General features: G+C 38.6%; 26 protein-coding genes and 1 pseudogene. 24 read left to right on the forward strand and 3 right to left on the reverse strand.

Annotation, left to right across the window (positions count from 1 at the left end; all coding sequences use genetic code 11):
* Position 1 precedes the first annotated feature (1 nt).
* A complete protein-coding gene (locus J0J35_RS09240; protein ID WP_206916715.1) occupies positions 2-1789 on the forward strand; it encodes a hypothetical protein in 1788 nt (595 codons plus the stop codon).
* A gap of 132 nt (positions 1790-1921) precedes the next feature.
* Here J0J35_RS09240 and J0J35_RS09245 read toward each other — a convergent pair whose 3' ends face one another.
* Positions 1922-3523 carry a GH25 family lysozyme gene (locus J0J35_RS09245; RefSeq protein WP_206916722.1) on the reverse strand — a complete coding sequence of 534 codons (1602 nt, stop codon included), beginning with the start codon at positions 3521-3523 and terminating at the stop codon, positions 1922-1924.
* A 168-nt stretch (positions 3524-3691) separates the two neighbouring features.
* On the opposite strand from J0J35_RS09245, the gene guaB reads away from it, so the two are divergent.
* The 9 genes and pseudogenes from guaB (at position 3692) to J0J35_RS09290 (ending at position 10040) form a co-directional block, all read left to right on the forward strand.
* Entirely contained in the window at positions 3692-5173 is a 1482-nt protein-coding gene (gene guaB, locus J0J35_RS09250) for an IMP dehydrogenase (protein WP_003133714.1), read from the forward strand.
* 125 nt (positions 5174-5298) lie between these two features.
* On the forward strand, positions 5299-5475 hold the full coding sequence (gene rpsU / locus J0J35_RS09255; protein WP_003134539.1) for a 30S ribosomal protein S21: 177 nt from the start codon (positions 5299-5301) through the stop codon (positions 5473-5475).
* Positions 5476-5660: 185 nt separating this feature from the next.
* Positions 5661-6605 carry a competence type IV pilus ATPase ComGA gene (gene comGA, locus J0J35_RS09260; RefSeq protein ID WP_165719887.1) on the forward strand — a complete coding sequence of 315 codons (945 nt, stop codon included), beginning with the start codon at positions 5661-5663 and terminating at the stop codon, positions 6603-6605.
* Positions 6544-7562, forward strand: a pseudogene (gene comGB / locus J0J35_RS09265) (competence type IV pilus assembly protein ComGB). Before comGA ends, comGB begins: the two are co-directional and overlap by 62 nt.
* Positions 7563-7580: 18 nt before the next feature.
* On the forward strand, positions 7581-7886 hold the full coding sequence (gene comGC / locus J0J35_RS09270) for a competence type IV pilus major pilin ComGC (protein ID WP_029345656.1): 306 nt from the start codon (positions 7581-7583) through the stop codon (positions 7884-7886).
* A complete protein-coding gene (comGD, locus tag J0J35_RS09275; protein ID WP_206918196.1) occupies positions 7861-8277 on the forward strand; it encodes a competence type IV pilus minor pilin ComGD in 417 nt (138 codons plus the stop codon). The genes comGC and comGD overlap by 26 nt, the downstream gene beginning before the upstream one ends.
* A 31-nt stretch (positions 8278-8308) precedes the next feature.
* Entirely contained in the window at positions 8309-8542 is a 234-nt protein-coding gene (gene comGE / locus J0J35_RS09280; RefSeq protein WP_019293009.1) for a competence type IV pilus minor pilin ComGE, read from the forward strand.
* Entirely contained in the window at positions 8529-8963 is a 435-nt protein-coding gene (gene comGF, locus J0J35_RS09285; RefSeq protein WP_242534013.1) for a competence type IV pilus minor pilin ComGF, read from the forward strand. Before comGE ends, comGF begins: the two co-directional genes overlap by 14 nt.
* Before the next feature lie 231 nt (positions 8964-9194).
* Entirely contained in the window at positions 9195-10040 is an 846-nt protein-coding gene (locus tag J0J35_RS09290; protein WP_019291443.1) for a metal ABC transporter solute-binding protein, Zn/Mn family, read from the forward strand.
* A gap of 70 nt (positions 10041-10110) precedes the next feature.
* Here the strand turns inward: J0J35_RS09290 and J0J35_RS09295 are convergent, their stop codons facing one another.
* Positions 10111-10995, reverse strand: a complete 885-nt coding sequence (locus J0J35_RS09295) for an RluA family pseudouridine synthase (protein ID WP_086582775.1) — start codon at positions 10993-10995, stop codon at positions 10111-10113.
* A 75-nt stretch (positions 10996-11070) separates the two neighbouring features.
* Here J0J35_RS09295 and J0J35_RS09300 point away from each other — a divergent pair, with 75 nt between their 5' ends.
* The 6 genes from J0J35_RS09300 to J0J35_RS09325 all read left to right on the forward strand — a co-directional run bounded on the left by J0J35_RS09300 (position 11071) and on the right by J0J35_RS09325 (position 17747).
* A complete protein-coding gene (locus J0J35_RS09300; protein WP_165706321.1) occupies positions 11071-13356 on the forward strand; it encodes a PBP1A family penicillin-binding protein in 2286 nt (761 codons plus the stop codon).
* 168 nt (positions 13357-13524) lie between these two features.
* On the forward strand, positions 13525-15360 hold the full coding sequence (locus tag J0J35_RS09305; RefSeq protein WP_206916729.1) for an acyltransferase family protein: 1836 nt from the start codon (positions 13525-13527) through the stop codon (positions 15358-15360).
* 41 nt (positions 15361-15401) lie between these two features.
* A complete protein-coding gene (rpmG, locus tag J0J35_RS09310; protein WP_003134525.1) occupies positions 15402-15551 on the forward strand; it encodes a 50S ribosomal protein L33 in 150 nt (49 codons plus the stop codon).
* A gap of 5 nt (positions 15552-15556) precedes the next feature.
* On the forward strand, positions 15557-15754 hold the full coding sequence (gene secE, locus J0J35_RS09315; RefSeq protein WP_003133731.1) for a preprotein translocase subunit SecE: 198 nt from the start codon (positions 15557-15559) through the stop codon (positions 15752-15754).
* 108 nt (positions 15755-15862) lie between these two features.
* Positions 15863-16423 (forward strand): transcription termination/antitermination protein NusG, encoded by a 561-nt coding sequence (gene nusG / locus J0J35_RS09320; RefSeq protein WP_003133733.1) that lies wholly within the window; start codon positions 15863-15865, stop codon positions 16421-16423.
* A 46-nt stretch (positions 16424-16469) separates the two neighbouring features.
* Positions 16470-17747: an MATE family efflux transporter gene (locus J0J35_RS09325; protein WP_019291439.1), complete on the forward strand. Its 1278-nt coding sequence runs from the start codon at positions 16470-16472 to the stop codon at positions 17745-17747.
* A 37-nt stretch (positions 17748-17784) separates the two neighbouring features.
* On the opposite strand, the gene mscL is transcribed toward J0J35_RS09325, so the two are convergent.
* Positions 17785-18165 carry a large-conductance mechanosensitive channel protein MscL gene (gene mscL / locus J0J35_RS09330; protein ID WP_019291438.1) on the reverse strand — a complete coding sequence of 127 codons (381 nt, stop codon included), beginning with the start codon at positions 18163-18165 and terminating at the stop codon, positions 17785-17787.
* Positions 18166-18490: 325 nt separating this feature from the next.
* Here mscL and rpsJ point away from each other — a divergent pair, with 325 nt between their 5' ends.
* From rpsJ to rpsC, 8 genes are all read left to right on the forward strand, one after another.
* Positions 18491-18799, forward strand: a complete 309-nt coding sequence (rpsJ, locus tag J0J35_RS09335; RefSeq protein ID WP_003129973.1) for a 30S ribosomal protein S10 — start codon at positions 18491-18493, stop codon at positions 18797-18799.
* A gap of 14 nt (positions 18800-18813) precedes the next feature.
* Positions 18814-19437, forward strand: coding sequence for a 50S ribosomal protein L3 (gene rplC, locus J0J35_RS09340; RefSeq protein WP_003133737.1), 624 nt, complete (start codon positions 18814-18816; stop codon positions 19435-19437).
* A 22-nt stretch (positions 19438-19459) separates the two neighbouring features.
* Positions 19460-20086, forward strand: a complete 627-nt coding sequence (rplD, locus tag J0J35_RS09345) for a 50S ribosomal protein L4 (protein ID WP_003133739.1) — start codon at positions 19460-19462, stop codon at positions 20084-20086.
* The gene (locus tag J0J35_RS09350) at positions 20086-20382 is read left to right on the forward strand and encodes a 50S ribosomal protein L23 (protein ID WP_003134519.1); all 297 of its coding nucleotides are present in this window, start codon (positions 20086-20088) and stop codon (positions 20380-20382) included. The genes rplD and J0J35_RS09350 overlap by 1 nt, the downstream gene beginning before the upstream one ends.
* Positions 20383-20397: 15 nt before the next feature.
* Entirely contained in the window at positions 20398-21231 is an 834-nt protein-coding gene (gene rplB, locus J0J35_RS09355) for a 50S ribosomal protein L2 (protein ID WP_017368757.1), read from the forward strand.
* A 213-nt stretch (positions 21232-21444) separates the two neighbouring features.
* A complete protein-coding gene (rpsS, locus tag J0J35_RS09360; protein ID WP_003133742.1) occupies positions 21445-21723 on the forward strand; it encodes a 30S ribosomal protein S19 in 279 nt (92 codons plus the stop codon).
* A 15-nt stretch (positions 21724-21738) separates the two neighbouring features.
* Entirely contained in the window at positions 21739-22086 is a 348-nt protein-coding gene (gene rplV, locus J0J35_RS09365) for a 50S ribosomal protein L22 (RefSeq protein WP_003133743.1), read from the forward strand.
* A 12-nt stretch (positions 22087-22098) separates the two neighbouring features.
* Positions 22099-22752 carry a 30S ribosomal protein S3 gene (gene rpsC, locus J0J35_RS09370; RefSeq protein WP_003133744.1) on the forward strand — a complete coding sequence of 218 codons (654 nt, stop codon included), beginning with the start codon at positions 22099-22101 and terminating at the stop codon, positions 22750-22752.
* Positions 22753-22755 lie beyond the last annotated feature (3 nt).

A 22755-nucleotide genomic window follows, 5' to 3' on the forward strand; every position in this document is an offset into this window, starting at 1 on the left:
GATGACATTTTATAAAAATAAAAATTACATCAAAGTATTTTCTCTTTTGTTTGTAATGCTAATCAGCGTTTATTCAGTAAAGAGCACTTATGCCACAGAGGCAGATAATGGAGAGGTAACTTTCAATATCTCAGCCACCCAGCAAGGAGAACCAGCTGCATCTTCAAGTATTGCATATGAAAATATTCAAACAGCTTATGAAAATATAATGAAGGGGAATATTCCTAATGAACTAGAAAAAAGTGTTATTTGGAATACATCTTTGACCAATAAGGAAAATTTTATTAACTTAGGCGATGGATTAAGAGTGGGACAGGGAATAACGCATTCTTCTGAAGAAGCAAAAAAAATAATACAAATATTATTTCAGTCTAACTTTGATATTTTTCAATTTCTTAATGGTTCCTCCCATAAAACTATGAGTGATATAAAATCCCTCATAACTGATGAGAATGGAAAAGGTTCTGCACAAGCTGAAAGGGGACTTCTTGCGGTTATCAGTAATGCTATGATTATTAGTTTTGTAGACTTAGCTTCTAATAATCAAAATATATCTGTTGATTTGGATGGTACTAGCAGCGGTATCTCGTTAGAGTTTACAGGGATACCTGAAAATTCTCAGAACGCCTCTGGAGCTTACATTTTAGAGAACAATCAAAAGATTGGCTATAAAATAACAATCTCAAAAGATTTGCTTAAGGAAAGCGAGCAAGTATTTAGTATCCAAACTCCACCAAACGTAGTTATTGATAGCTCCTCAGTTCCACTGCAAAAAAAATCTTTATTACCTTCAGTGATACCAGAGGCTTATTATCAAGGGCTAACTGTGACTAGTGATAATTATGAGCTGCTCCAACAACAAGTATTTTCTATGACTTCTGAGAAGTTGAAGAGTACTTATACTAACGAAAATTACTATACATTACCTCGAAGTGATGAAGATATTACGATTACAGGGACACTATCAGTATCACCAAATGTACCAGAAGAAGTAAACTTCTTGTTTAATACATTACCACTTACTGCTCAGTTGAATTTACATAATTTTAACATGCAAGACGGTTCAAATGTTAAACAACCTTCAAGTTTTCAAATTACTGTTCAAGTAGGAGAAGGAGTTGGTGCGGCAAGTATAATATCTGCTCCTCTGAGTTCTGCAGGTATAAACTTCGTTATGATTGATGGTGAAAAAAATAAACTTATCAGTGGTGCTCAATATGTGTTGGGTAAAAAAGAAGCTGATAAATATTATATTTCCTCTGATAAAGGCTGGAAGGAAGTTGAACAAAGCAACCTTTCGCATCTTAATCTTGATGATTATATTCTACTGAGTGGTGGCAATATTTATAACTTAGATGATAATCAAGCGATACCAATGGCTGTTAATTCACAAAATTGGGATAGAGATTTTCAAGCAATCCAGTCTAGAAATCAATCACTTTTAGGTATAAGAGGTTTGGGACAAGGCAAACAATATTTTGTTATGCAAGTTAAAGCACCAGAGGGATATAGTAAAGTAGATCAACCTCATTATTTTACAGTACATAATAATAAAAATAACTTACAGTCACCTAGAAATTCCGATTCAATCGGCTTTGCTACAGAACAAGCTATGAAGCTTAATGGACAGATTCCTGGCTATATTGCCGGTACAAATGAGTTTAATGCCTTATCTGTTACTTCTGATATAGGTAATTTAAGTATAAATATAAAAAGTATCATTATTCCAATAATGTTGATTATATTATTTATTATCTTTATTGGAGTACTTCTTGTTTGGAAACTTTAATAAAAATAATGATTGATATGGAAGGCGGACCTTTATTAAGAGCTGCCTTTTTATTCCACTTATACTTATATTTTAAAAATGATGATATATTTTACAACAAAAACTCTGCGTGATTCACGCAGAGTTTTATTATTATTTAAAAGTGTTGTAGAAACGATTAAGGAATGCGGCCATCTCTCCACGTGTAACTGGAGCATCAGGTCGGAAAGTAGTTGGTGTGTAACCAGTGGTGATTCCTTTTGTTTTTAACCAATTGATATCATTTTTGAACATATTGTTGCTGATATCTGTAAATGGCGAAGTGTATGTTCCTGAGGCAGGGGCTTTCCCCATGGCTTTTGCAGTACGATGTAAGAAAGCAGCCATTTGTCCTCGTGTTACATTGCCGTTAGGATTATAGTGTGGCGCAGTACCATTTGAAATGTTTGCGGCAGTTAACCAAAGAATTTGATTTTTGTATTGGTTAACGTCAGTGTAAACATTGAATGGCGGGGTATAAGCTGGCGATCCAGCTAAACGGTGAAGAAATACGGCCATCTCACCACGAGTAACATAATAATCGGGTTTATAAGTAGTTGGTGTGTAACCAGTGGTGATTCCTACCTTATAATTCCAGTTGATATAGTTTTTATAAATAGATTGAGAGATATCCTTAAATGGGGAAGGATTTGGATTTTTCACGGGGAGATTAACAAACTTCACTGAGATTCTTGGTAAATCTCCACTGAAAATATTTGCATAGTCAATGCTTACATCCAATGGGCTACGTCTGCTGAAGTTTGTAAAGTACATTTGACTTGTATACTGCCATGAACCAAACTGAGTATTTTGAAGATTAGAAGCACTTGGTTTTCCATACAGATACTGAGCGATCCACATGTTTTTTGCCCCCAACTTACTTGGTTCCATTTGTCCAACACCATCCACTGCCCAAGCTTTTGAAGCATAGTGACGTGTACTTACAAAGCCTTGCTTTTTAAGTTGATCTGCAAAGTTTTGTGAGGCAACCGTCCAGTCCCAGTAAGGCATGGTTCCCACGCTATCTTTTGGAACATATTCGGCATCGTTAATCATGACAGTACTTGTTGAAAGACCGTACTGTTTAGCAACATTTGCAAAGAAATTAGCTTCTGCTCGTGCAGTATTGTTAACAGTCGCTTGAGCCGTTTTTCCTGATTCTGAGAAATGTGAAAAGTGGTAAACAGCAATAGTTAGTCCGGCATTTTTAGCCATTTGAATTTGGGCTTTAGCTGCTGGGTTAATGTAGGTTGTGCTCTCCGTCAGTTTAACAATCACTGTCTTAACACCTTGTGCTTTAAGTTGATTGAAATCACTTTGTGTCATCCAATCTTGCCACGAAGCAATGTCGACAGCATCTTTTCGTGGTAGACTTGTATCATTGGATACCAGGTCAGAGGGGGCATTTCTTAAACTGGCTTGGGCTGTCTCCGCATCGTCAGCAATAGCGCGACGAACCCTGCTGGAAACTTTTGGAGTCTCAGTATCCTCTTGGATTTCCTCCTTTACTGTTTGCCCATCTTCATCGACGGGCGCTAAGTTTCCTTGAGCATCAATAGGAGCGGTCATTGGATTTTCTTCGGTTTGTACTTCAGCGTAATACCCCATTGGGTGATTGTCCACAGGTACTTCAGCAGTATCTGCTTGTGCTGCATGAGCAGCAAGCGCGATGAAACATAAACCGGTAAATACGGCTGCTTTTCTTAAATTGATCATTATTTCCTCATTATTATTTCTTTATTTACACATCTTTTATTTTAACAAAAACCTTAACTCAATTAAAGCCTTTTGCGAAAAAATATTGACAAATATGGTGAAAAATCATTGAAATCCCTAAAAGATAGTGATAGAATAGTAAAAATATATATTTGGAGGATAGATTTAATGTCAAATTGGGAAACAAAGTTTTTGAAGAAGGGTTACACTTTTGATGATGTGTTATTGATTCCAGCGGAATCACATGTACTGCCAAACGAGGTAGACATGAGTACCAAACTAGCGAAGAACTTGACATTGAATATTCCGATGATATCTGCTGCAATGGATACTGTAACAGATAGTAAAATGGCTATTTCAATGGCACGTCAAGGTGGACTTGGTGTTATCCACAAAAATATGAGCATTGCTGAACAGGCTGAAGAAGTGCACAAAGTAAAACGCTCAGAATCTGGTGTTATTACTGATCCATTCTTCTTGACACCTGAGCATAAGATTGAAGAAGCGGAAAACTTGATGGCGACTTACCGTATTTCGGGTGTACCCATTGTTGAAACTTTGGAAAATCGCAAGCTTGTGGGTATCTTGACTAACCGTGACCTTCGTTTTGTTTCAAACTACAATCAAGAAATCAAGAATGTAATGACTTCTGAAAACTTGATTACAGCACCTGTGGGAACTTCATTGCGTGAAGCTGAAGAAGCACTTCAAAAACACAAGATTGAAAAATTACCATTGGTTGACGAGAGCGGTAAGCTTGCAGGTTTGATTACAATCAAAGATATTGAACGTGTGATTGAATTCCCTAACGCCGCAAAAGATAGTCAAGGTCGTCTTTTAGTAGCTGCGGCTGTTGGTGTAACCTCTGATACTTTTGATCGTGCTGAAGCTCTCTTTGCAGCTGGTGCCGATGCTATTGTCATTGACACTGCACATGGTCATTCGGCAGGTGTATTACGTAAAATCAAAGAAATTCGTGAACATTTCCCAGAACGTACATTGATTGCAGGGAATATTGCCACTGGTGAAGGTGCACGCGCACTCTTTGAAGCTGGTGTTGATGTTGTTAAAGTCGGAATTGGTCCAGGTTCAATCTGTACTACACGTGTTGTCGCAGGTGTTGGTGTGCCACAAATCACAGCTATTTATGATGCGGCAGCAGTTGCGCGTGAATACGGTAAAACAATCATCGCCGATGGAGGAATCAAATACTCTGGCGATATCGTTAAAGCTTTGGCAGCAGGAGGAGATGCAGTAATGCTTGGCTCAATGCTTGCCGGTACAGACGAATCACCAGGTGAATTCGAAATCTTCCAAGGGCGTAAATTTAAAACATACCGTGGTATGGGTTCACTTGCAGCAATGAAGAAAGGTTCAAGCGACCGTTACTTCCAAGGCTCTGTCAATGAAGCAAATAAATTGGTTCCTGAAGGTATCGAAGGTCGGGTTGCCTATAAAGGTACAGCGACCGATATCGTTTTCCAAATGGTTGGTGGCTTGAAGTCAGGTATGGGCTACACTGGAGCAGCTGATATCCTTGCTTTACATGAGTCAGCACAATTTATCGAAATGTCAGGTGCTGGTTTGAAAGAATCTCACCCACACGATGTTCAAATTACAAAAGAAGCTCCAAACTACTCCGTACAATAAGCGAAAAGGCAGAGACAATCTGCTTTTTTTATTTTATACATCTAGTTGACAAATATACAGCCTTTTGATAGAATGTTAGGAGTGCTCTTTAAGAGTAAATACGAAAATGAAATGGGGTGAAATCAATGTCAAAAACTATCGTTCGTAAAAATGAATCGCTTGACGACGCTCTCCGCCGTTTCAAACGTTCAGTAACAAAAGCTGGAACTCTTCAAGAGCTCCGCAAACGTGAACACTACGAAAAACCTTCTGTAAAAGCTAAACGTAAATCAGAAGCTGCACGTAAACGTAAAAAATTCTAATTGAAAATTTTGAACCTGCCTTTGGGCAGGTTTTTTTATTACTCTTGCCTCTATTATGCATTGAGAAAGGGTATCAAGTAAGCAACAAAGCTTATTATAAATTATCTGCTCATTTTTTCAAAAAAATTGTGATGACTTGCTAACTTTATCGTGTTAATAAGTAAGCTTAGCTAAGGAGGTCAATCATGATACAGGTTTTGGCAAAAAACCTTTTACAAAAAGCAGTAGATCAGATGGTGCACGATCTTTATTTAGTAGCATTAGAAGGAAAGTATTCTCTCTATTTTCGTACAACAACAGAAAGGAGGTTTGAAGGAGAACTCACCCTTGAGCAAGGGCAAGCACTGATTGCTCATATGAAATTTTTATCTGGTATGAATCTAGGAGAAAGTAGACGAGTACAGTTGGGGGCTTGCACTTATATCTTAGATAAAGGTGAGCAGCGCTTACGTTTATCTACTGTCGGTGATTTTCATGGTCAAGAAAGCTTGGTTATTCGACTCTTGCATCATCAGCAAAACCAACTTCATTTTTGGAATTCAGAGATCTTTAATACTATTATTGGGGGAAGAGGCCTTTACCTTTTTTCAGGTCCTGTAGGTTCAGGTAAGACCAGTCTTATGTACAAATTTGCAAGGGAGCATTTTAAAAATCAACAAGTTATTTGTATAGAAGATCCTGTGGAGTTAGTAGAAACTGAATTTTTACAGCTTCAAGTCAATAAAGTAATAGGGAATGATTATGATGCCTTGATTAAGCTTTCGCTGCGACACAGACCTGATTTACTTATTGTTGGTGAAATTAGGGATAGTCAAACGGCAAAAGCTGTTCTTCGTGCAAGTTTGACTGGGTATACAGTATTCTCTACTGTTCATGCACGCTCAATATCAGGTGTAATTGCACGCTTAAAAGAACTTGGATTAAGTGATTGGGAGCTACAATCCAGTCTTCAGCGGGTGATTTATCAACGATTAATTGCAGGAAAGGGATTGCTTGTTTGTGAAAAGGAAAAGTTTGAAGAATGGAAACCAGACGAATGGAATGACCAGATTGATCAGTTGGTTGCAGATGGATTTATCTCAGCTGTTGCAGCTGCGCGCGAAAAAATTGAGTTTAGCAAAGCAGATTAAGCTCATTCAACTCATGAATAATCTTTTCAAAAGTGGCTTTCACCTCTCTGAAATTATTGATTTTCTTGAACGATCGGGTCTTACGGAAGCATACTTTATTTCCAAAATGCGTGAAGGTTTACTTAATGGGAAAAGTTTCTCTGGTATTTTGGCGAAGCTAAATTTTTATGAGGATGTTGTGACTCAGCTCTCTTTGGCTGAGTCTCATGGGAATGTTGAGTATACTTTAGGATTGATTGAAGAAAAACTGATACGTGTTTTGAACATCCGCAAAAAGCTTATCCAAGTTGCCACTTATCCGATTGTTCTTCTGGCATTTCTAATCTTTATTATGCTTGGATTGAAAAATTATTTACTGCCCCAACTGGAAGAAAACAAAGGATTAGCAACTTATGCCATACAGAATCTTCCGACCCTCTTTTTAGGGTGGCTCTTCAGTTTGTTCGTTTTCTTTTATCTGTGCAGATACTATTGGAAGAAAAAAACTGCTTTAGAAGCGCTGAGGCTAATGGTCAAAATACCTTTTGTTGCCGTTTTGTCCAGCTTTATTTGACAGCTTATTTTGCAAGAGAATGGGGAAACTTAATTGCTCAAGCTGTCGATTTACGTCAGATTTGTTTTATTATGCAAGAACAAAAAAGTCGAATTTTCAAAGAATTCGGTTTTGAGCTTCTTCAAATATTAGATAGTGGTCAGAAGTTTGAAGATGCTCTTCGATTTTACCCCATATTTACCAAGGAGCTCTCATTAATTGTGGAATATGGTGAACTAAAGTCCAAGCTAGGGAAAGAGTTAATGATTTTTTCTGAAGAAAACTGGTCGCTCTTTTTTGAAAGGATGGAAAGAGCAATGCAACTTATCCAGCCTATCGTTTTCTTGCTCGTGGCGCTGTTGATTATTTTAATTTATGCGGCAATGCTACTTCCTATATATAGCAATATGGGAAACTTGATTTGAAAGAACATGGAGGAATGAATGAAAAAAAAGAGACTCAAAGCTTTTACTTTGATTGAAATGCTTGTCGTCTTACTTATTATCAGTGTGTTACTTTTATTGTTTGTCCCAAATTTGGCTAAAGAAAAGAAGAATATCCAAAATACGGGTCAAACAGCGGTTGTTAAGGTTGTCGAAGGTCAAGCCGAACTTTATCAACTTGATAAACAGGATAGTCCTAACTTAGGGAAGCTTGTCTCCGACGGTTTAATTACGCAAAAACAAGCCGATAGCTACAATGATTATTATACCAAGAACCCTAATGCAAAACGTAATGTATCGAATTAAAGCTTTGACCTTACTAGAGAGTTTACTAGTCCTTTTCCTTTGCTCTTCTGTTCTTTTTCTCTTTTCAGGTTCGGTCAAACAAAGTGTCAGGATAGCACGCGCAGAGATTTTTATTTTACAATTTGAGCGACTTTATAAGGATACCCAGCGTATGGCAGGATTAAAGGGACAGCAACAGACATTGAGTGCGAGTAATGGCACACTATACAGCCAAGAGGAAGTGCTGAAAGTTCCAGAGGAGGTTGAAATAAATGATTTTTCTATTACTTTTGATCAAAAATCAGGCAACTCGAGCCTACAAAAAATTACAATATTTCTTCCTTATCAGAAAAAAACCATCTCTTATCAATTGGAAATTGGAAGCGAGAAATATAAGAAAAAAATCACTTGAATCATATCTTCTATTAGAGAGCTTAATTGCTATGAGTTTGCTTGTCTTTTTCGTCACGGTTATTTTAGAACAAGTTATTCAGGTTAAGAAACAAACGGAGATGGAAAATAAGGATATCGAAGCCTTAAATGTCGCTCATATGGCAATAGATACGGGGAAAAAGCATTTGAAATTAAATGGTGTGGAGATTTCGATTGAGGAAACTACTTCGCAAATGACTATCCGTGAGTCGGGAAAGGTATTGATTGTTCTTGAAAAAAATTAAAGTTACAGCCTTTACTCTCCTGGAATCACTCCTTGCTTTACTCGTGTTAGTAGGTACTTTTTCCCTTTTTCTAGATATTACTAAAATTTTTCATGAAGAAGTAAAACGAGCAACAATAGATCACACCCAAGATTGGCAACTTTTTTGCAGTCTACTGAGAAGCGAACTTGAGGGAGCAAGCTTAGATAAGGTAGAAAATAACTATCTTTATGTACGCAAACATGTTAATCTAAGATTTGGGCTTTCCTCTAAAGGCGATTTTCGGAAAACTAATGCTAATGGGGGAGGTTATCAACCCATGATCCATCATATAAAAAATGCTAAAATTAGCCAGGAGGGAGGGCAGGTAAAAATTATATTGTCTTTTGAAAAAGGAGGAGACCGCATATTTCTTTACAAGTTCTCAGAAAAAGAAAGTTAAGAGCCAGTATTTTACTCTATACACTAGTCATCTCCCTTCTTTTCAGCTTGCTTTTACAGTATTATTTGCAAGGAGCTATTAATGCTAGAAAACAACGCTTATTGCAACGGAATCAACTCCAACTGCAGTTAAGAGAAAAGATCATACAGCGTGAAAAACATGACAAATGAAAAATAGTTAACTGGTAGTTAACCGGTTGACTTTGTTTTAAATTTGTATTATACTAGCTTTATGAAAAAATATACCCTTCTATTCCTTATCCCAGTCTTGCTATTATTGACAGCTTGTCAAAAAACAGCAAGTGAGAAACCACAAATTGTGACAACATTTGAGCCAATGTATGAGTTTACGAAAGCTGTCGTTGGTGATAAAGTTGACATTATTAATATCGTTCCTGCTAATCAAGAAGCACATGATTTTGAGCCAAGTGCAAAAGACATGACTACTTTGACAAATGCAGATGCTATTATTTATAATTCAAAATACCTTGAAAAATGGGCCCCTTCTGTAAAAAATAAAGGTGTTAAAATAGAAGCAAGTACACCCGTAGAAAAAATTGGTGATGACCCGCATACATGGGTAAGCCCTAAAGCAGCCTTACTTGAAGTCCGCTATATCGCAGATGAATTATCAAAAAAATTCCCTGAATATAAGGAAGATTTCACTAAAAATGCTGATGAGTATATTGGAAAGTTGAAAAAAATAGATCAAGACTTTGATCAATTGAAAAATGCTAAAAATAAAACGTTTATCACACAGCACGAAGCTTTTGGCTACCTGGGCCGTGATTATGGATTGACAACAATTGCCATTACAGGCCTTGATCCTGAAGCAGAACCTTCAAGTGCAACATTGATTAAACTGAAAAATGAGATGCAAAAAGCAAATTTAAATACTGTTTATTTTGAAGATAACTCTAGCAGTAAGCTAGCGGAGACTTTAGCCAAGGAAGCAGGAGCCAAGTTGTTGGTTATTAACCCTGTTGAGGGATTGACCGATGAACAAAAAAAATCAGGTGAAAGTTACCTGACAATTATGGAAGAAAACCTAAAATCACTGAAAGAAACAATTAAATAAGACTTAAGCTTATTTTAAGAAGCGTCCACTATAATAAAGACCTTCCTAAAAAAATCTTTTCATAAAACTCCTAAGGCCTACTTTTCGAAAGTAGGCTTTTTTTGCCTTGTTGAAAAGTCTGGCTAGATGCTTTAATTTCTATTAATTCCTCTGTGAAAGGATGAAGGAAATATATTTTTTCTGCGTGAAGCATCAAGCGCTGTTTTTTTAACGCTAAATTATAGAGGGGATCACCGACGATAGGATGCCTTTCACTGGAAAGGTGAACTCGTATTTGGTGCGTACGGCCGGTATCAAGAGTACACCTTACAAGGGAGTGGTTGTGTTCTTTTTCGAGTACAGTCACATGAGTAATGGCTCTTTTTCCATTTTTACTGGTGGCATATTTTTTTCGGTCGTGCCGATCTCTTCCAATATTTTTATTAAGAGTTAAGCTTTTTTCGTTAAAATAACCTTGTACAACTGCCAAATAAGAGCGATGGATTTTATTTTCCTCAAACATTTTACCCAGAATGGGCAGAATTAATTGGTTTTTGGCAAAGAGGACTGCTCCAGAGGTCTCCTTGTCCAAGCGATGAACGACATGTACGGGGCTCTTCAGGCGAGCTGTCACGTGATTTTGTAGGGCAATTTCCTCAGCAGTGTTGCCATGAGTTTTCATGCCTTCGGGTTTATTTACAATAACAAGGTGTTCATCTTCATACAGGATATCGGCAAGATGAGGGTTGCCTACGGGAACCTCCAGCTGCCTGAAATCGTCGTCATCAAAAATAAGAGTAACTTCGTCTTGGGGCTTTATAGAATCCTCCCAGTCTGCCAATGTGCCGTTAAGGAAGACATGTTTTTTGGTTCGTAAAAGGTGTCTTTGTTTGCGTGGAACGAGCCAAGTGTGCTCCAGTAAATGCGAAACACTTTGCTTTTTAATTTTTTTTGGTAAAATTAAACTAAATTTCATATAGAATATTGTAACACAAAGGCTTTTTTGTTAGAATAGGCAAAATATAGAATACAAAAGGATTTTTAAAAAATCATGTCAGAAAAAGATCAAAATTTTAGTCGTCGTGCTAAAAACAAGAAATCATCTAAAAAAATAGAAAATAATAATGAAGAAGAAAAAGAGCTGAAAGAAGCGGAAATTCCGCTTGAAGACCTTAAAGGCATAAAAAAATATTTAAGAATGATGGCGCCTTATACAGAAAAAATAAGGCAATTTTTACGTCCAGTAAAACGTTTCTGGAAAAAGTATAATTTAACTAAAATTACTATTATTGCTATTTTGGTTATGATTCTTGCTGTTGGTTCTTATTTGTTCTATTTGGCAAAAACGGCCAATGTATCCATCTTGCAAAAATCCATTGATGCGCAAACTCAAATTGTGGACAAAAATGGTGATGAAGCAGGATTACTTTATGGAAGTAAAGGAACAACAGTTAAGTTTGATGCCATAAGTGACAATATTAAAAATGCCGTAGTCGCCACCGAGGACCGTACTTTTTATAAGAACCATGGGGTTAATCTGAGTCGCTTTAGCTTAGCAGTTGTTACTTTGGGGCGTTTTGGTGGTGGATCTACCATCACGCAGCAGTTGGCCAAAAATGCCTACCTTACTCAGAAACAAACGATTGACCGTAAAGCCCGGGAATTTTTCCTCGCTTTAGAAATCAATAAACATTACAGTAAACAAGACATTCTTACAATGTATCTGAATAACGCTTATTTTGGGAATGGTGTTTGGGGGATTGAAGATGCCAGTAAAAAATACTTTGGAGTCTCAGCAAATGCAGTTACCGTAGATGAGGCCGCTACGCTTGCGGGGATGTTGAAGGGTCCAGAAATTTATAACCCACTTTACCAGGACGGAAAATATGCGACACCGCGACGAGATACGGTACTGCAGAACATGGTCAGTGCAGGCTATCTCACGCAGTCAGAAGCAGACAGTTATGCATCGGTCGATCTGGCCTCTCGGGTAAAAGACACTTATGTTTCTCAGTCAGAAGCTTACAAGTATCCAAGCTATTTCAATGCTGTGATTGCGGAAGCTGAACGCAAATATGGCCTTAGCTTGCAGGACATTATGAATGACGGTTATAAGATTTATACAACTTTGGATCAAAACAAGCAGGCAGGGATGCAGGTCACTTATGACAATGCCGCACTTTTCCCACAAGCTGCAGATGGCACGCACGCACAGTCAGGTTCGGTGGCAATCAATCCGAAAACTGGTGGCGTCGAGGCTCTTGTCGGCAATGTCACATCAGAAGACCATAACAGTTTCCTTGACTTTAACTATGCCACACAATCGAAACGTTCGACAGGTTCAGTTATCAAACCGTTAATCGCCTATCTGCCCGCAGTCCAAGAAGGTTGGCCAATCGATAAAGTATTGGAAGATAAACCAACAACTTATGGCAATTGGACACCGCAAAATTACAGTGGAGAGTACCTGGGTACTGTACCGATGTATCAAGCTTTAGCTAACTCCTACAATATTCCTGCTATTAATACTTATCGTGATATCACTCCAGAAAAAGGGAATGCTGTTGGGCGTGAATTTGGTTTGAATCTCAATAAAAAAGATGAAAACAACACTTTATCAACCGTTCTTGGTTCTGGTGTCGAAACAAATCCTTGGGAAATGGCTCAAGCTTTTGCAACTTTCGCGAATGAGGGTGTAATGAACAGCGCGCATTTGATTACTAAAATTGAAAATGCAGCTGGGGATACAATCGCAACAGCCAACGTGACACAAAAACGGATCATGACCAAAGAAGTAGCAGAGAAGATGAATTCCATGATGTTGGGTACATTTACCAACGGTTCAGCTTGGAATGCTGCACCGGCAAGCTATGCAATGGCAGGTAAAACAGGGACAAATAATACGACTGACCAATGGGTGGTTGGTTATACACCTGATATTGCGATTGCACTATGGATTGGTTTCCCGAATGAGACAAATGAGCAGCAACAACTAGAAGGTTCTTCTGAGGGGCAACCTTCAGTCATCTTCCGGAATATAGCCAGCTATTTGCTTCCTTATACAGATGGAACCGCCTTTACAGCTGAAAATGCCTATGCCATGCATAATATTGCACCAATAACTCCAGCTTGGACAGCTCTGCGTGATCAACAAGATGCAATTGTTTATCAAGAGCAAAGTGCACAAAACAGTTCAGGAAATATGCCACAAACAGAAGATTCTAGCAGTGATTCTTCTGAAAAAGGCAGCGGATTTGATTTCCAAAAAACAGTAGATGATGCTAAAAATGCTACCAAAGATGTTTGGGATAAAATTACTGGTTTTTTCGGTAGGTAAATTGTTCTAAAACAGCATGAAAAGTGATAAAATAAGGGTAGTGCATAGATGAGAAAAAGAGTCATGGCACGGCTCTTTTTCTTGCAAATATATGAAAAAAATTATTGAAATAAAAATATAAAAAGAGAATAATAAAAGTGAATCTTACTTTTTAGAAGGAGGACAGTTTTGGAAGCAAAAAAACGCTACGTAACAGGTTTTAATGGCTTACGTACCCTTGGGGTTCTTGCTGTCATTTTGTATCATCTTTATCCACAGAAAATCCAAGGGGGATTTTTAGGCGTTGTTCTCTTCTTTGTGTTGTCCGGCTACTTAGTCACGGATTCACTACTAAGAGAATATACTAAAACTAAAAAGATAAGACCACTTAAGTTTTTGGGGAAAAGAGCCAAGCGTATTTACCCCATGCTCTTGGCTGTTTTCTTGATTGTTTCGCCTTATTTGTTCTTCTTCCAACAAAATCAGATGAAGGGCCTCAGGTCAAACTTTCTCTCAAGTATTTTTATGGTGCAAAACTGGTGGCAAATTCAGCAGGGATCATCCTACTTTGCTGATGCTGCAGGAGAATCACCTTTTAAGCATATATATTATCTGGCGATTGAAGGACAATTCTTTATTTTCTGGCCGCTCATTATGATCTTTTTAGTGAAGGTCATTCGGAGTAAGAAGCACAGTTTCCTTCTGACAAACTTTTTAGCCATTCTCTCATTGATTCTGATGATTGCTCAGTATAAGGTGGGGCAAGATCCAACGCGTGTGTATTATGGCACAGATACCCGTATTTTTAGTCTCCTGATGGGGGCAAGTATGGCTTTCATTTGGCCAATGAACAAAATGCCTGCCAAGTTGAATAAAAAAGGACAAGCTTTTGGACGTAACCTTTTATGGGGCGTGCTTGCACTGACTTTAATCTTATATGTTTTTATGCCGGCGCAAAGTCCAGTGACTTACTATGGCGGCCTTTGGTTTGTCAGTCTCTTAACAATGTTATTAATCCTTTTGGTTGTTCATCCGGGCTTGAAAGCAAATAAAATATTTTCAAGTAAACTTTTTGATTATATTGGTTCACGTTCGTATGGGATTTATCTCTGGCAATTACCAGTCTTTGCTTTAGTTGCTGCTAAAGTCGTTAATCCGACAAGTTGGTACAACGTCATTTGGCAGTTGGCCTTGATTTTTGCCTTATCTGAGTTTTCATATCGCTTTATTGAACGTCCGCTCGTTGCTTATGATTACAGCAACTTATGGCCTTGGGTGATGACAAAAGTTGAGCAAATTAAGCAAGAAAAATGGCGCGCCTTACCCGTCCGCGTAATCCTAGTGTCCGTTTTAGTGCTTGTATCACTCATTATGATTCTTACTTCTCCAAAATCACCACATGATCAGCAAGTGTTAGAAGCTCGAATTATGGAGCAACAAAAAGCGCTTGAAGCTGCAAACTTAAAAGCTGCTAATGCCCGTGTCAGCACGCCACTAAAGACTATCGCTGAAAAATATGGCGTTGATCCAGTGGTTGCCGAAAGAGCAAGCAAGATGCAAATTTTTGCAGTTGGTGATTCTGTGATGGTTGCAGGGTCAACCACTCTACAGGAAGCCTTCCCAAGAATGACGATAAAAGCTGTTGTTGGTGAGCAAGTAGATGGTGGAGCGACCATTTTAGCAGAGAATAAAGAAGCAGTTGAAAAAGCAGATGCTGTCTTAATTGGTCTTGGAACTAATGGCACACTGACCGTTGGCAATACAAATTACGTGGAAAAAATTATGGAAGAAGTTGGTGATAAACCGGTCTTCTGGATTAATAATCAAATGCCACGTCCGTGGGAAAGCAATAACAATGAACAATTAGAAGCGATGGCTAAGAAGTATCCTAACTTGACAATCATCGATTGGCATGGCTTATCAGCAAATCAAAGTTCATGGTTCTATAGTGATGCTATCCATCCGAAGGACCAAGGGGCAATTAATTATACACGCCTTGTCTTAGAAAATATGACAAAAAAATAGAGAGATTTGTATTTTTCTCTTAGTTCTGCTAAAATAATAGCATGTTAAAAAAAGCAGGATTGGCCTGTACGGTGTGCGGTTCGAGAAACTATTCTCTTCAACTGTCCGGTACAGCAAAAGAAAAACGCATAGAAGTCAAGAAGTTTTGCTCACGTTGTGGCAAACATACTTTGCATAAGGAAACGAGATAAGTCAAATGTTTAAATTTATTGGAAGTGTTGTCAAAGAAATGAAGTTAACAACGTGGCCGACACGTAAGCAGTCTGTCATTGATTTTTTCATGGTTATTGAATATACAGTTTTCTTCCTCATCTTTTTGATGATCTTTGACTGGGTAACACAAAATGGTATCACAAGTGCTGTACAGCATCTGCTTCCATTTGTACGTAATTAGTGATATAATGAAAGAAGAGGCGAAAGCCTTTTTCTTATACAATCCGTTCAGAATATGAACTCATAAATTTGAAACTAAAAAAATAAAAAACAATAAAGAGGTACTCCAATGGACGAAAGTACATTAACAAGTTTTGACCAAGGCTGGTTTGTTATCCAAACTTATTCTGGTTACGAGAAAAAAGTAAAAGAAGATTTACTTGAACGTGCAGAACTTTATAACATGGCAGATAAAATTCTTCGTGTTGAAATTCCGACAGAAACAGTTCGCTCAGAAGTGAACGGTAAGATGAAAGATGTTGAAGAAAATCTCTTCCCAGGTTATGTTTTGGTAGAAATGAACATGACAGATGAAGCTTGGTTTATCGTTCGTAATACACCGAACGTTACAGGTTTCGTTGGGTCACACGGTAACCGTTCAAAACCAACGCCACTTTTTGAAGAAGAAATTCAAGAAATCCTTATTGGTATGGGTAAAGTTGTACGTGAAATTGATTTTGATATCTTTGTGGGTAAACGTGTACGTATCATTGATGGCGCCTTCTCAGGATTTGAAGCACCAATCACAGAAGTCTTAGGCGACGATAAGATTAAAGTTATGGTCGATATGTTTGGTCGTGAAACACCAGTAGAGCTTGATCTGCACCAAATCGAAGAAGTTGAAGGATAAAAAATAAGAGCGTATCGTTAAGGGTGCGCTCTTATTTATTAGGGATATGAAATCTACAAAAGAAATATTAAAATTTGCGCTCCCAGCCGTAGTTGAGAATTTTCTGCAGATGCTGGTGGGGATTAGTGATACCTTTTTAGTCACCCGAATTGGACTCACAGCTGTAGCAGGTGTGTCACTAGCCAATAATATTATCACCGTTTATCAGGCCGTTTTCATAGCTTTAGGGACAATTTTATCAAGCTTCCTTGCACGTGAAATGTCAAAGAAAATGGTGAACGCAGGGGTAAAGCTCACTGCATTACTGGGAGGGACTATTGGGATTCTTACGGCTCTTTTTGCACAAGCTCTCGTGCGCTTTTTTGGCGGACGTGGGGATGTAGCGACTTTAGGTCAAGAGTACCTCCTTTTGGTTGGTGGGACAATTATTTTGCTGGCTTTAATGACCAGTTTTGGAGCCATTATCAGAGCAAATGGGGACAGCCGTACACCCATGTATGCGAGTCTCTTTGCCAATATTTTAAATATCGCTCTCTCAGCCCTTTTGATATTTGTTTTTCATATGGGAATTATGGGAGCTGCCTTAGGAGCAATCTTTTCGAGGGGCGTAGCGCTTCTGTATCTCTGGAAAAAACTCAAAGATAAGGATTTACAACCTACGAAAAACTTTTTCTCTGAAAAAATCAGTAGAGAACTGATCTTTTTAACAATTCCGGCCGCTGGTGAACGTTTGGCGATGCGTCTAGGAGATTTGGTAATCATGGTGCTGATTATTGCTCTTGGAAATCGGGTTTTTGCAGGAAATGCGATCGGCGAAAGTATTACTCAGTTTAACTATATGCCGGCATTCGGTTTAGCTACCGTAACAGTTATTTTGGTGGCTCAAGAGTTTGGACAACATAACTATGGAGCCATTCAGTCATATATTAAAAGAACCTACTGGCTAGCGACAGGGATGATGTTGAGTATTGGTTTGCTTCTTGTCTTAGTTTCTACATCATTAAGTAATCTTTTTACGACAGACACTGTCGCTATAGCTTCAAGTAACACAGTTATCCTCTTTTCTTTTTTGGCAACTTTTTTTGTCACTGGAACGACCACTTATACGGCGGCTTTTCAAGGAATAGGTAATGCAAAACTTCCTTTATATACAACAATTATAGGGATGCTTATTATACGTGTGGGTCTCGGCTATATTCTAAGTCAAACATTTACCTTGGGCTTAGAAGGCATCTGGTTTGCCGTGCTTGCAGATAATTTTTTCCGCTTTGTCTTTTTAAAATTCAATTTTGATAGGAAAGTTAGAACTTTTCTTACACACTAAAAACCTCTATTATAATAGAGGTTTTTAGTGTGTAATGTTATTTTGAAAGTTCTTTTTCTTTCAAAAGGTCACGGATTTCACGCAGAGTATCTAATTCATCGTTAGAAACAATTTCTTCTTGCTCTTCTTTCTTAGGGAAAAGCTTGTTGATGGCTTTTATGAGAATGAAGATGACAAAGGCTGTAATCAAGAAGTTTAAAACATCATTTAAGAAAGCCCCATAAGCAAAAGTTGCACCAGCAACCTTAACTGACATTTGTGTCAAAGCGCCATCTTGAACAAAAAGACCAATAAGTGGGTTGATAAGGTTATTTACCAAAGAAGTGACAATGGCCGTAAAAGCAGCACCAATGATAACCCCAACTGCCAAATCTAAGACATTACCACGTAAAATAAATTCTTTGAATTCTTTAATCATAAGTTCTCCTATATTAATTAATATGTATTTATTACTATTATATAGTATTTCTAAAGCCATGTGAATTATTCTGTCGCAAAATATTCACGTAAAGTAAGGGCTAGAAGTAAAAGAGAAGACATATGAGTGAGCTAAAAATAAATTAAATAAAAAGGTATTATGCCCTTGACAAGACAAAGTCGCTTTGGTAGAATAGATAGGTGCTGTAAAAATTACAGTATTAGCGACGAAGCGAGAGGTTGCGACACACCCGAAAGTATTGCCATACTTCAGTGTCGGTTTTCCCGCTGAGCTAGCCTATTAACAAATAGACGAAGGAGAAAAAATGGCAACTAAAAAAATCCGTATCCGCCTCAAAGCATACGAACACCGTATCCTTGACGCTGCTGCTGAAAAAATTGTAGAAACTGCAAAACGTACAAACGCAGAAGTAAGTGGTCCAATCCCACTTCCAACTGACCGTAGCGTCTACACAGTTATCCGCGCGACTCACAAATACAAAGACTCTCGCGAACAATTTGAAATGCGTACACACAAACGTTTGATCGACATCATCGAACCAACACAAAAAACTGTTGATTCATTGATGAAACTTGATCTTCCAAGTGGCGTAAACATCGAAATTAAATTATAAGAAAGGTAATTCTCATGTCAAAAGGAATCTTAGGGAAAAAAGTGGGAATGACTCAAATCTTCACAGACAACGGTGAATTAATCCCCGTAACTGTGATCGAAGCAACTCCGAACGTTGTGCTTCAAACTAAAACTGTCGATACAGACGGTTATGAAGCTGTTCAAGTTGGTTTCGATGACAAACGTGAAGTTTTGTCTAACAAACCTGCCAAAGGTCATGTAGCTAAAGCTAACACAGCTCCTAAGCGCTTCATTCGTGAATTCAAAGGAATCGAAGGCTTAGAAGTTGGATCAGAAATTAAAGTTGATACTTTCGAAGCTGGAGATGTCGTTGATGTTACCGGTACTTCTAAAGGTAAAGGTTTCCAAGGACCAATCAAACGTTGGGGTCAATCACGCGGGCCAATGGCTCACGGTTCACGTTACCACCGTCGTCCTGGTTCAATGGGTCCTGTTGCGGCTAACAAAGTTCCTAAAGGTAAACGCCTTGCGGGACGTATGGGTAACAAAAAAGTTACTGTACAAAACCTTGTTATCGCACAAGTACTTCCAGAACAAAACGTTATCCTTGTAAAAGGTAACGTACCTGGATCTAAAAAATCATTGATCGTTATTAAATCAGCGATCAAATCTAAATAATAAGGAAAGGAGATAGATTATAATGGCAAAAGTATCATTATTTAAACAAGACGGCACACAAGCTGGTGAAGTAACACTTAACGATGCAGTGTTTGGTATCGAACCAAACGAAACTGTAGTATTTGATGTCGTTCTTTCACAACGTGCTAGCCTCCGTCAAGGTACACACGCTCATAAAAACCGTTCACTCGTATCTGGTGGCGGTAAAAAACCATGGCGTCAAAAAGGAACTGGACGTGCCCGTCAAGGTTCAATCCGCTCACCACAATTCCGTGGTGGTGGTACTGTCTTCGGTCCTAACCCACGTAGCTATGCTTACAAACTTCCACAAAAAGTACGTCAGTTGGCTCTTAAATCAGCTTACTCACAAAAAGTTATCGACAACACACTCTTGGCTGTTGACGAGTTGAACTTCTCAGCACCAAAAACTAGCGAATTCGCTAAAGTTCTTGAAGCTCTTTCAATCGAACGTAAAGTGCTTGTTGTTCTTCCTAACGAAGGTAACGAATTCGCAGAACTCTCTGCTCGTAACCTTAAAAACGTGAAAGTATCAACTGCTAGCTCAGTAAGCGTACTTGATCTTGTAAACACTGACAAAGTTCTTGCTACTCAAGCAGCTCTGTCTCAAATTGAGGAGGTTCTTGCATAATGTCTCTTTATGACGTAATCCGTAAACCAATTATTACAGAAGCTTCTATGCAAGCAATGGATCAAAAGAAATACACTTTTGAAGTAGATGCTCGCGCACACAAACTCCTTATCAAACAAGCTGTTGAAGCAGCATTTGAAGGTGTTCAAGTTGCATCTGTAAACACAATCAGCGTTAAGCCTAAAGCTAAACGTGTTGGTCGTTACACAGGTTTCAAACCTGGCTACAAAAAAGCAATTATCACTTTGACTGAAGGTTCAAAATCTATTGATATCTTCGGCGAAGACGCAGAATAATAGAGGAGGAAAATCGTGGGAATTAAAGTTTACAAACCTACCACAAACGGTCGTCGTAACATGACTGGTAGCGATTTTGCAGAAATCACTACAAGTACTCCTGAAAAGAGCTTGCTTGTAAGTCTTAGCAAAAACGCTGGTCGTAACAACCTTGGCCGCATTACAGTACGTCACCACGGTGGCGGACACAAACGTAAATACCGTTTGATCGACTTCAAACGTACAACTGATAACGTAAAAGCTAAAGTTGCTACAATCGAATACGATCCAAACCGTTCAGCTAATATTGCCCTTATCGTATACGAAAATGGTATCAAATCATACATTCTTGCACCTAAAGGTCTTGAAGTTGGTATGACAGTTGTATCTGGTCCTGAATCAGATATCAAAGTTGGTAACGCATTGCCACTTGCTAACATTCCAGTTGGTACTTTGATCCACAACATCGAGATGAAACCTGGTAAAGGTGGACAACTCGTACGTTCAGCTGGTACATCTGCACAAGTACTTGGTACAGAAGGTAAATATACACTCGTTCGTCTTCAATCAGGCGAAATGCGTATGATTCTTTCATCTTGTCGTGCTACAGTTGGTACAGTTGGTAACGAACAACACAACTTGATCAACTATGGTAAAGCGGGTCGTACACGTTGGCGTGGTATCCGTCCAACAGTTCGTGGTTCTGTAATGAACCCGAATGATCACCCACACGGTGGTGGTGAAGGTAAACAACCTGTTGGTCGTAAATCACCAATGACTCCATGGGGCAAACCAGCTCTTGGTCTCAAAACACGTAATAAAAACGCACGTTCTAACAAACTTATTGTTAAACGTATCAACGATAAATAATTTTGCAGCATAAGGCAAGCTTTACTTTTGTTAAAAAAGTTAAGTTTGTATCTGTGCGTAAGATATTTTATTGAGATGCCTTCTCGGCGTCTTGCTAAAATTGATAAATCTTGTCAACTTTAGTAAGATGTCGAGAAGATATCTATATAAATCATCCGCCAACCTGGCCCTAGTAGCCAGCGTGGTATCAAATTTAAAGGAGAACTCAAAAACATGAGTCGTAGTCTTAAGAAGGGGCCTTTCGCTGACGAGCATTTGATGAAAAAAGTCGAAGCTCAAGAAAACGCCGAAAAGAAATCAGTGATCAAAACTTGGTCACGCCGTTCTACAATCTACCCTAACTTTGTAGGACTTACAATTGCTGTTTACGATGGTCGCAAACACGTTCCCGTTTATGTTCAAGAAGATATGGTTGGACACAAATTAGGTGAATTTGCACCAACTCGTACATACCGTGGTCACGCTGCTGACGACAAGAAAACTAGACGTTAATAGGAGGAGAACAAAATGGCAGAAATCACTTCAGCTAAAGCAACTGCAAAAACAGTTCGCGTTTCACCTCGTAAAACTCGTCTTGTTACAGACTTGATTCGTGGTAAACGTGTTGCGGATGCAATCGCAATCTTGAAATTCACACCGACTAAAGGTGCTGCAGAAGTTCTTAAAGTAATGAACTCAGCTATCGCTAATGCAGAAAATAACTTTGGTCTTGAAAAAGCTAACTTGGTAGTTAGCGAAACTTTCGTCAACGAAGGACCAACAATGAAACGTTTCCGTCCACGTGCGAAAGGTTCAGCTTCACCAATCAACAAACGTACTAGCCACATTACAGTAGTAGTGGCTGAGAAAGAATAAGGAGGTAAAATCGTGGGTCAAAAAATTCATCCAATTGGTATGCGTGTTGGCGTTATTCGCGACTGGGATGCCAAATGGTATGCTGAGAAAGAATATGCGGATTACCTTCACGAAGATTTGGCAATTCGCCAACTCGTTCAAACAAAACTTGCTGATGCTTCAGTTTCACTTATTGAAACTGAACGTGCTGTAAACAAAGTTATCGTTACTTTGCACACTGCAAAACCAGGTATGGTTATCGGTAAATCTGGTGCTAACGTTGATGCACTTCGTGCAGACCTCAACAAACTCACTGGTAAACAAGTTCACATCAACATCGTTGAGATCAAACGTCCTGACTTGGATGCTCACTTAGTTGGTGAAGGAATTGCTAAACAACTTGAAGCACGTATCGCTTTCCGTCGTGCTCAAAAACAAGCTATCCAACGTGCTATGCGTGCAGGAGCTAAAGGTATCAAAACTCAAGTATCTGGTCGTTTGAACGGTGCGGACATCGCCCGTGCAGAAGGATACTCTGAAGGTACAGTTCCACTCCACACATTGCGTGCGGATATCGACTATGCTTGGGAAGAAGCAGACACTACTTACGGTAAACTCGGCGTTAAAGTTTGGATCTACCGTGGTGAAGTTCTCCCAACTAAAAAATCTGTGAAAGGAGAAAATTAATCC

Origin of the sequence: Lactococcus sp. LG606 (assembly GCF_017309645.1) — a bacterium.
Classification (GTDB): Bacteria; Bacillota; Bacilli; order Lactobacillales; family Streptococcaceae; genus Lactococcus; species Lactococcus petauri.

Coding starts and splice junctions, on each gene's coding strand:
- J0J35_RS09240 (WP_206916715.1), top strand. CDS start 2: ATGACATTTTATAAAAATAAAAATTACATCAAAGTATTTTCTCTTTTG.
- J0J35_RS09245 (WP_206916722.1), bottom strand. CDS start 3,523: ATGATCAATTTAAGAAAAGCAGCCGTATTTACCGGTTTATGTTTCATC.
- guaB (WP_003133714.1), top strand. CDS start 3,692: ATGTCAAATTGGGAAACAAAGTTTTTGAAGAAGGGTTACACTTTTGAT.
- rpsU (WP_003134539.1), top strand. CDS start 5,299: ATGTCAAAAACTATCGTTCGTAAAAATGAATCGCTTGACGACGCTCTC.
- comGA (WP_165719887.1), top strand. CDS start 5,661: ATGATACAGGTTTTGGCAAAAAACCTTTTACAAAAAGCAGTAGATCAG.
- comGC (WP_029345656.1), top strand. CDS start 7,581: ATGAAAAAAAAGAGACTCAAAGCTTTTACTTTGATTGAAATGCTTGTC.
- comGD (WP_206918196.1), top strand. CDS start 7,861: ATGCAAAACGTAATGTATCGAATTAAAGCTTTGACCTTACTAGAGAGT.
- comGE (WP_019293009.1), top strand. CDS start 8,309: ATGAGTTTGCTTGTCTTTTTCGTCACGGTTATTTTAGAACAAGTTATT.
- J0J35_RS09290 (WP_019291443.1), top strand. CDS start 9,195: ATGAAAAAATATACCCTTCTATTCCTTATCCCAGTCTTGCTATTATTG.
- J0J35_RS09295 (WP_086582775.1), bottom strand. CDS start 10,995: ATGAAATTTAGTTTAATTTTACCAAAAAAAATTAAAAAGCAAAGTGTT.
- J0J35_RS09300 (WP_165706321.1), top strand. CDS start 11,071: ATGTCAGAAAAAGATCAAAATTTTAGTCGTCGTGCTAAAAACAAGAAA.
- rpmG (WP_003134525.1), top strand. CDS start 15,402: ATGTTAAAAAAAGCAGGATTGGCCTGTACGGTGTGCGGTTCGAGAAAC.
- secE (WP_003133731.1), top strand. CDS start 15,557: ATGTTTAAATTTATTGGAAGTGTTGTCAAAGAAATGAAGTTAACAACG.
- nusG (WP_003133733.1), top strand. CDS start 15,863: ATGGACGAAAGTACATTAACAAGTTTTGACCAAGGCTGGTTTGTTATC.
- J0J35_RS09325 (WP_019291439.1), top strand. CDS start 16,470: ATGAAATCTACAAAAGAAATATTAAAATTTGCGCTCCCAGCCGTAGTT.
- mscL (WP_019291438.1), bottom strand. CDS start 18,165: ATGATTAAAGAATTCAAAGAATTTATTTTACGTGGTAATGTCTTAGAT.
- rpsJ (WP_003129973.1), top strand. CDS start 18,491: ATGGCAACTAAAAAAATCCGTATCCGCCTCAAAGCATACGAACACCGT.
- rplC (WP_003133737.1), top strand. CDS start 18,814: ATGTCAAAAGGAATCTTAGGGAAAAAAGTGGGAATGACTCAAATCTTC.
- rplD (WP_003133739.1), top strand. CDS start 19,460: ATGGCAAAAGTATCATTATTTAAACAAGACGGCACACAAGCTGGTGAA.
- J0J35_RS09350 (WP_003134519.1), top strand. CDS start 20,086: ATGTCTCTTTATGACGTAATCCGTAAACCAATTATTACAGAAGCTTCT.
- rpsS (WP_003133742.1), top strand. CDS start 21,445: ATGAGTCGTAGTCTTAAGAAGGGGCCTTTCGCTGACGAGCATTTGATG.
- rplV (WP_003133743.1), top strand. CDS start 21,739: ATGGCAGAAATCACTTCAGCTAAAGCAACTGCAAAAACAGTTCGCGTT.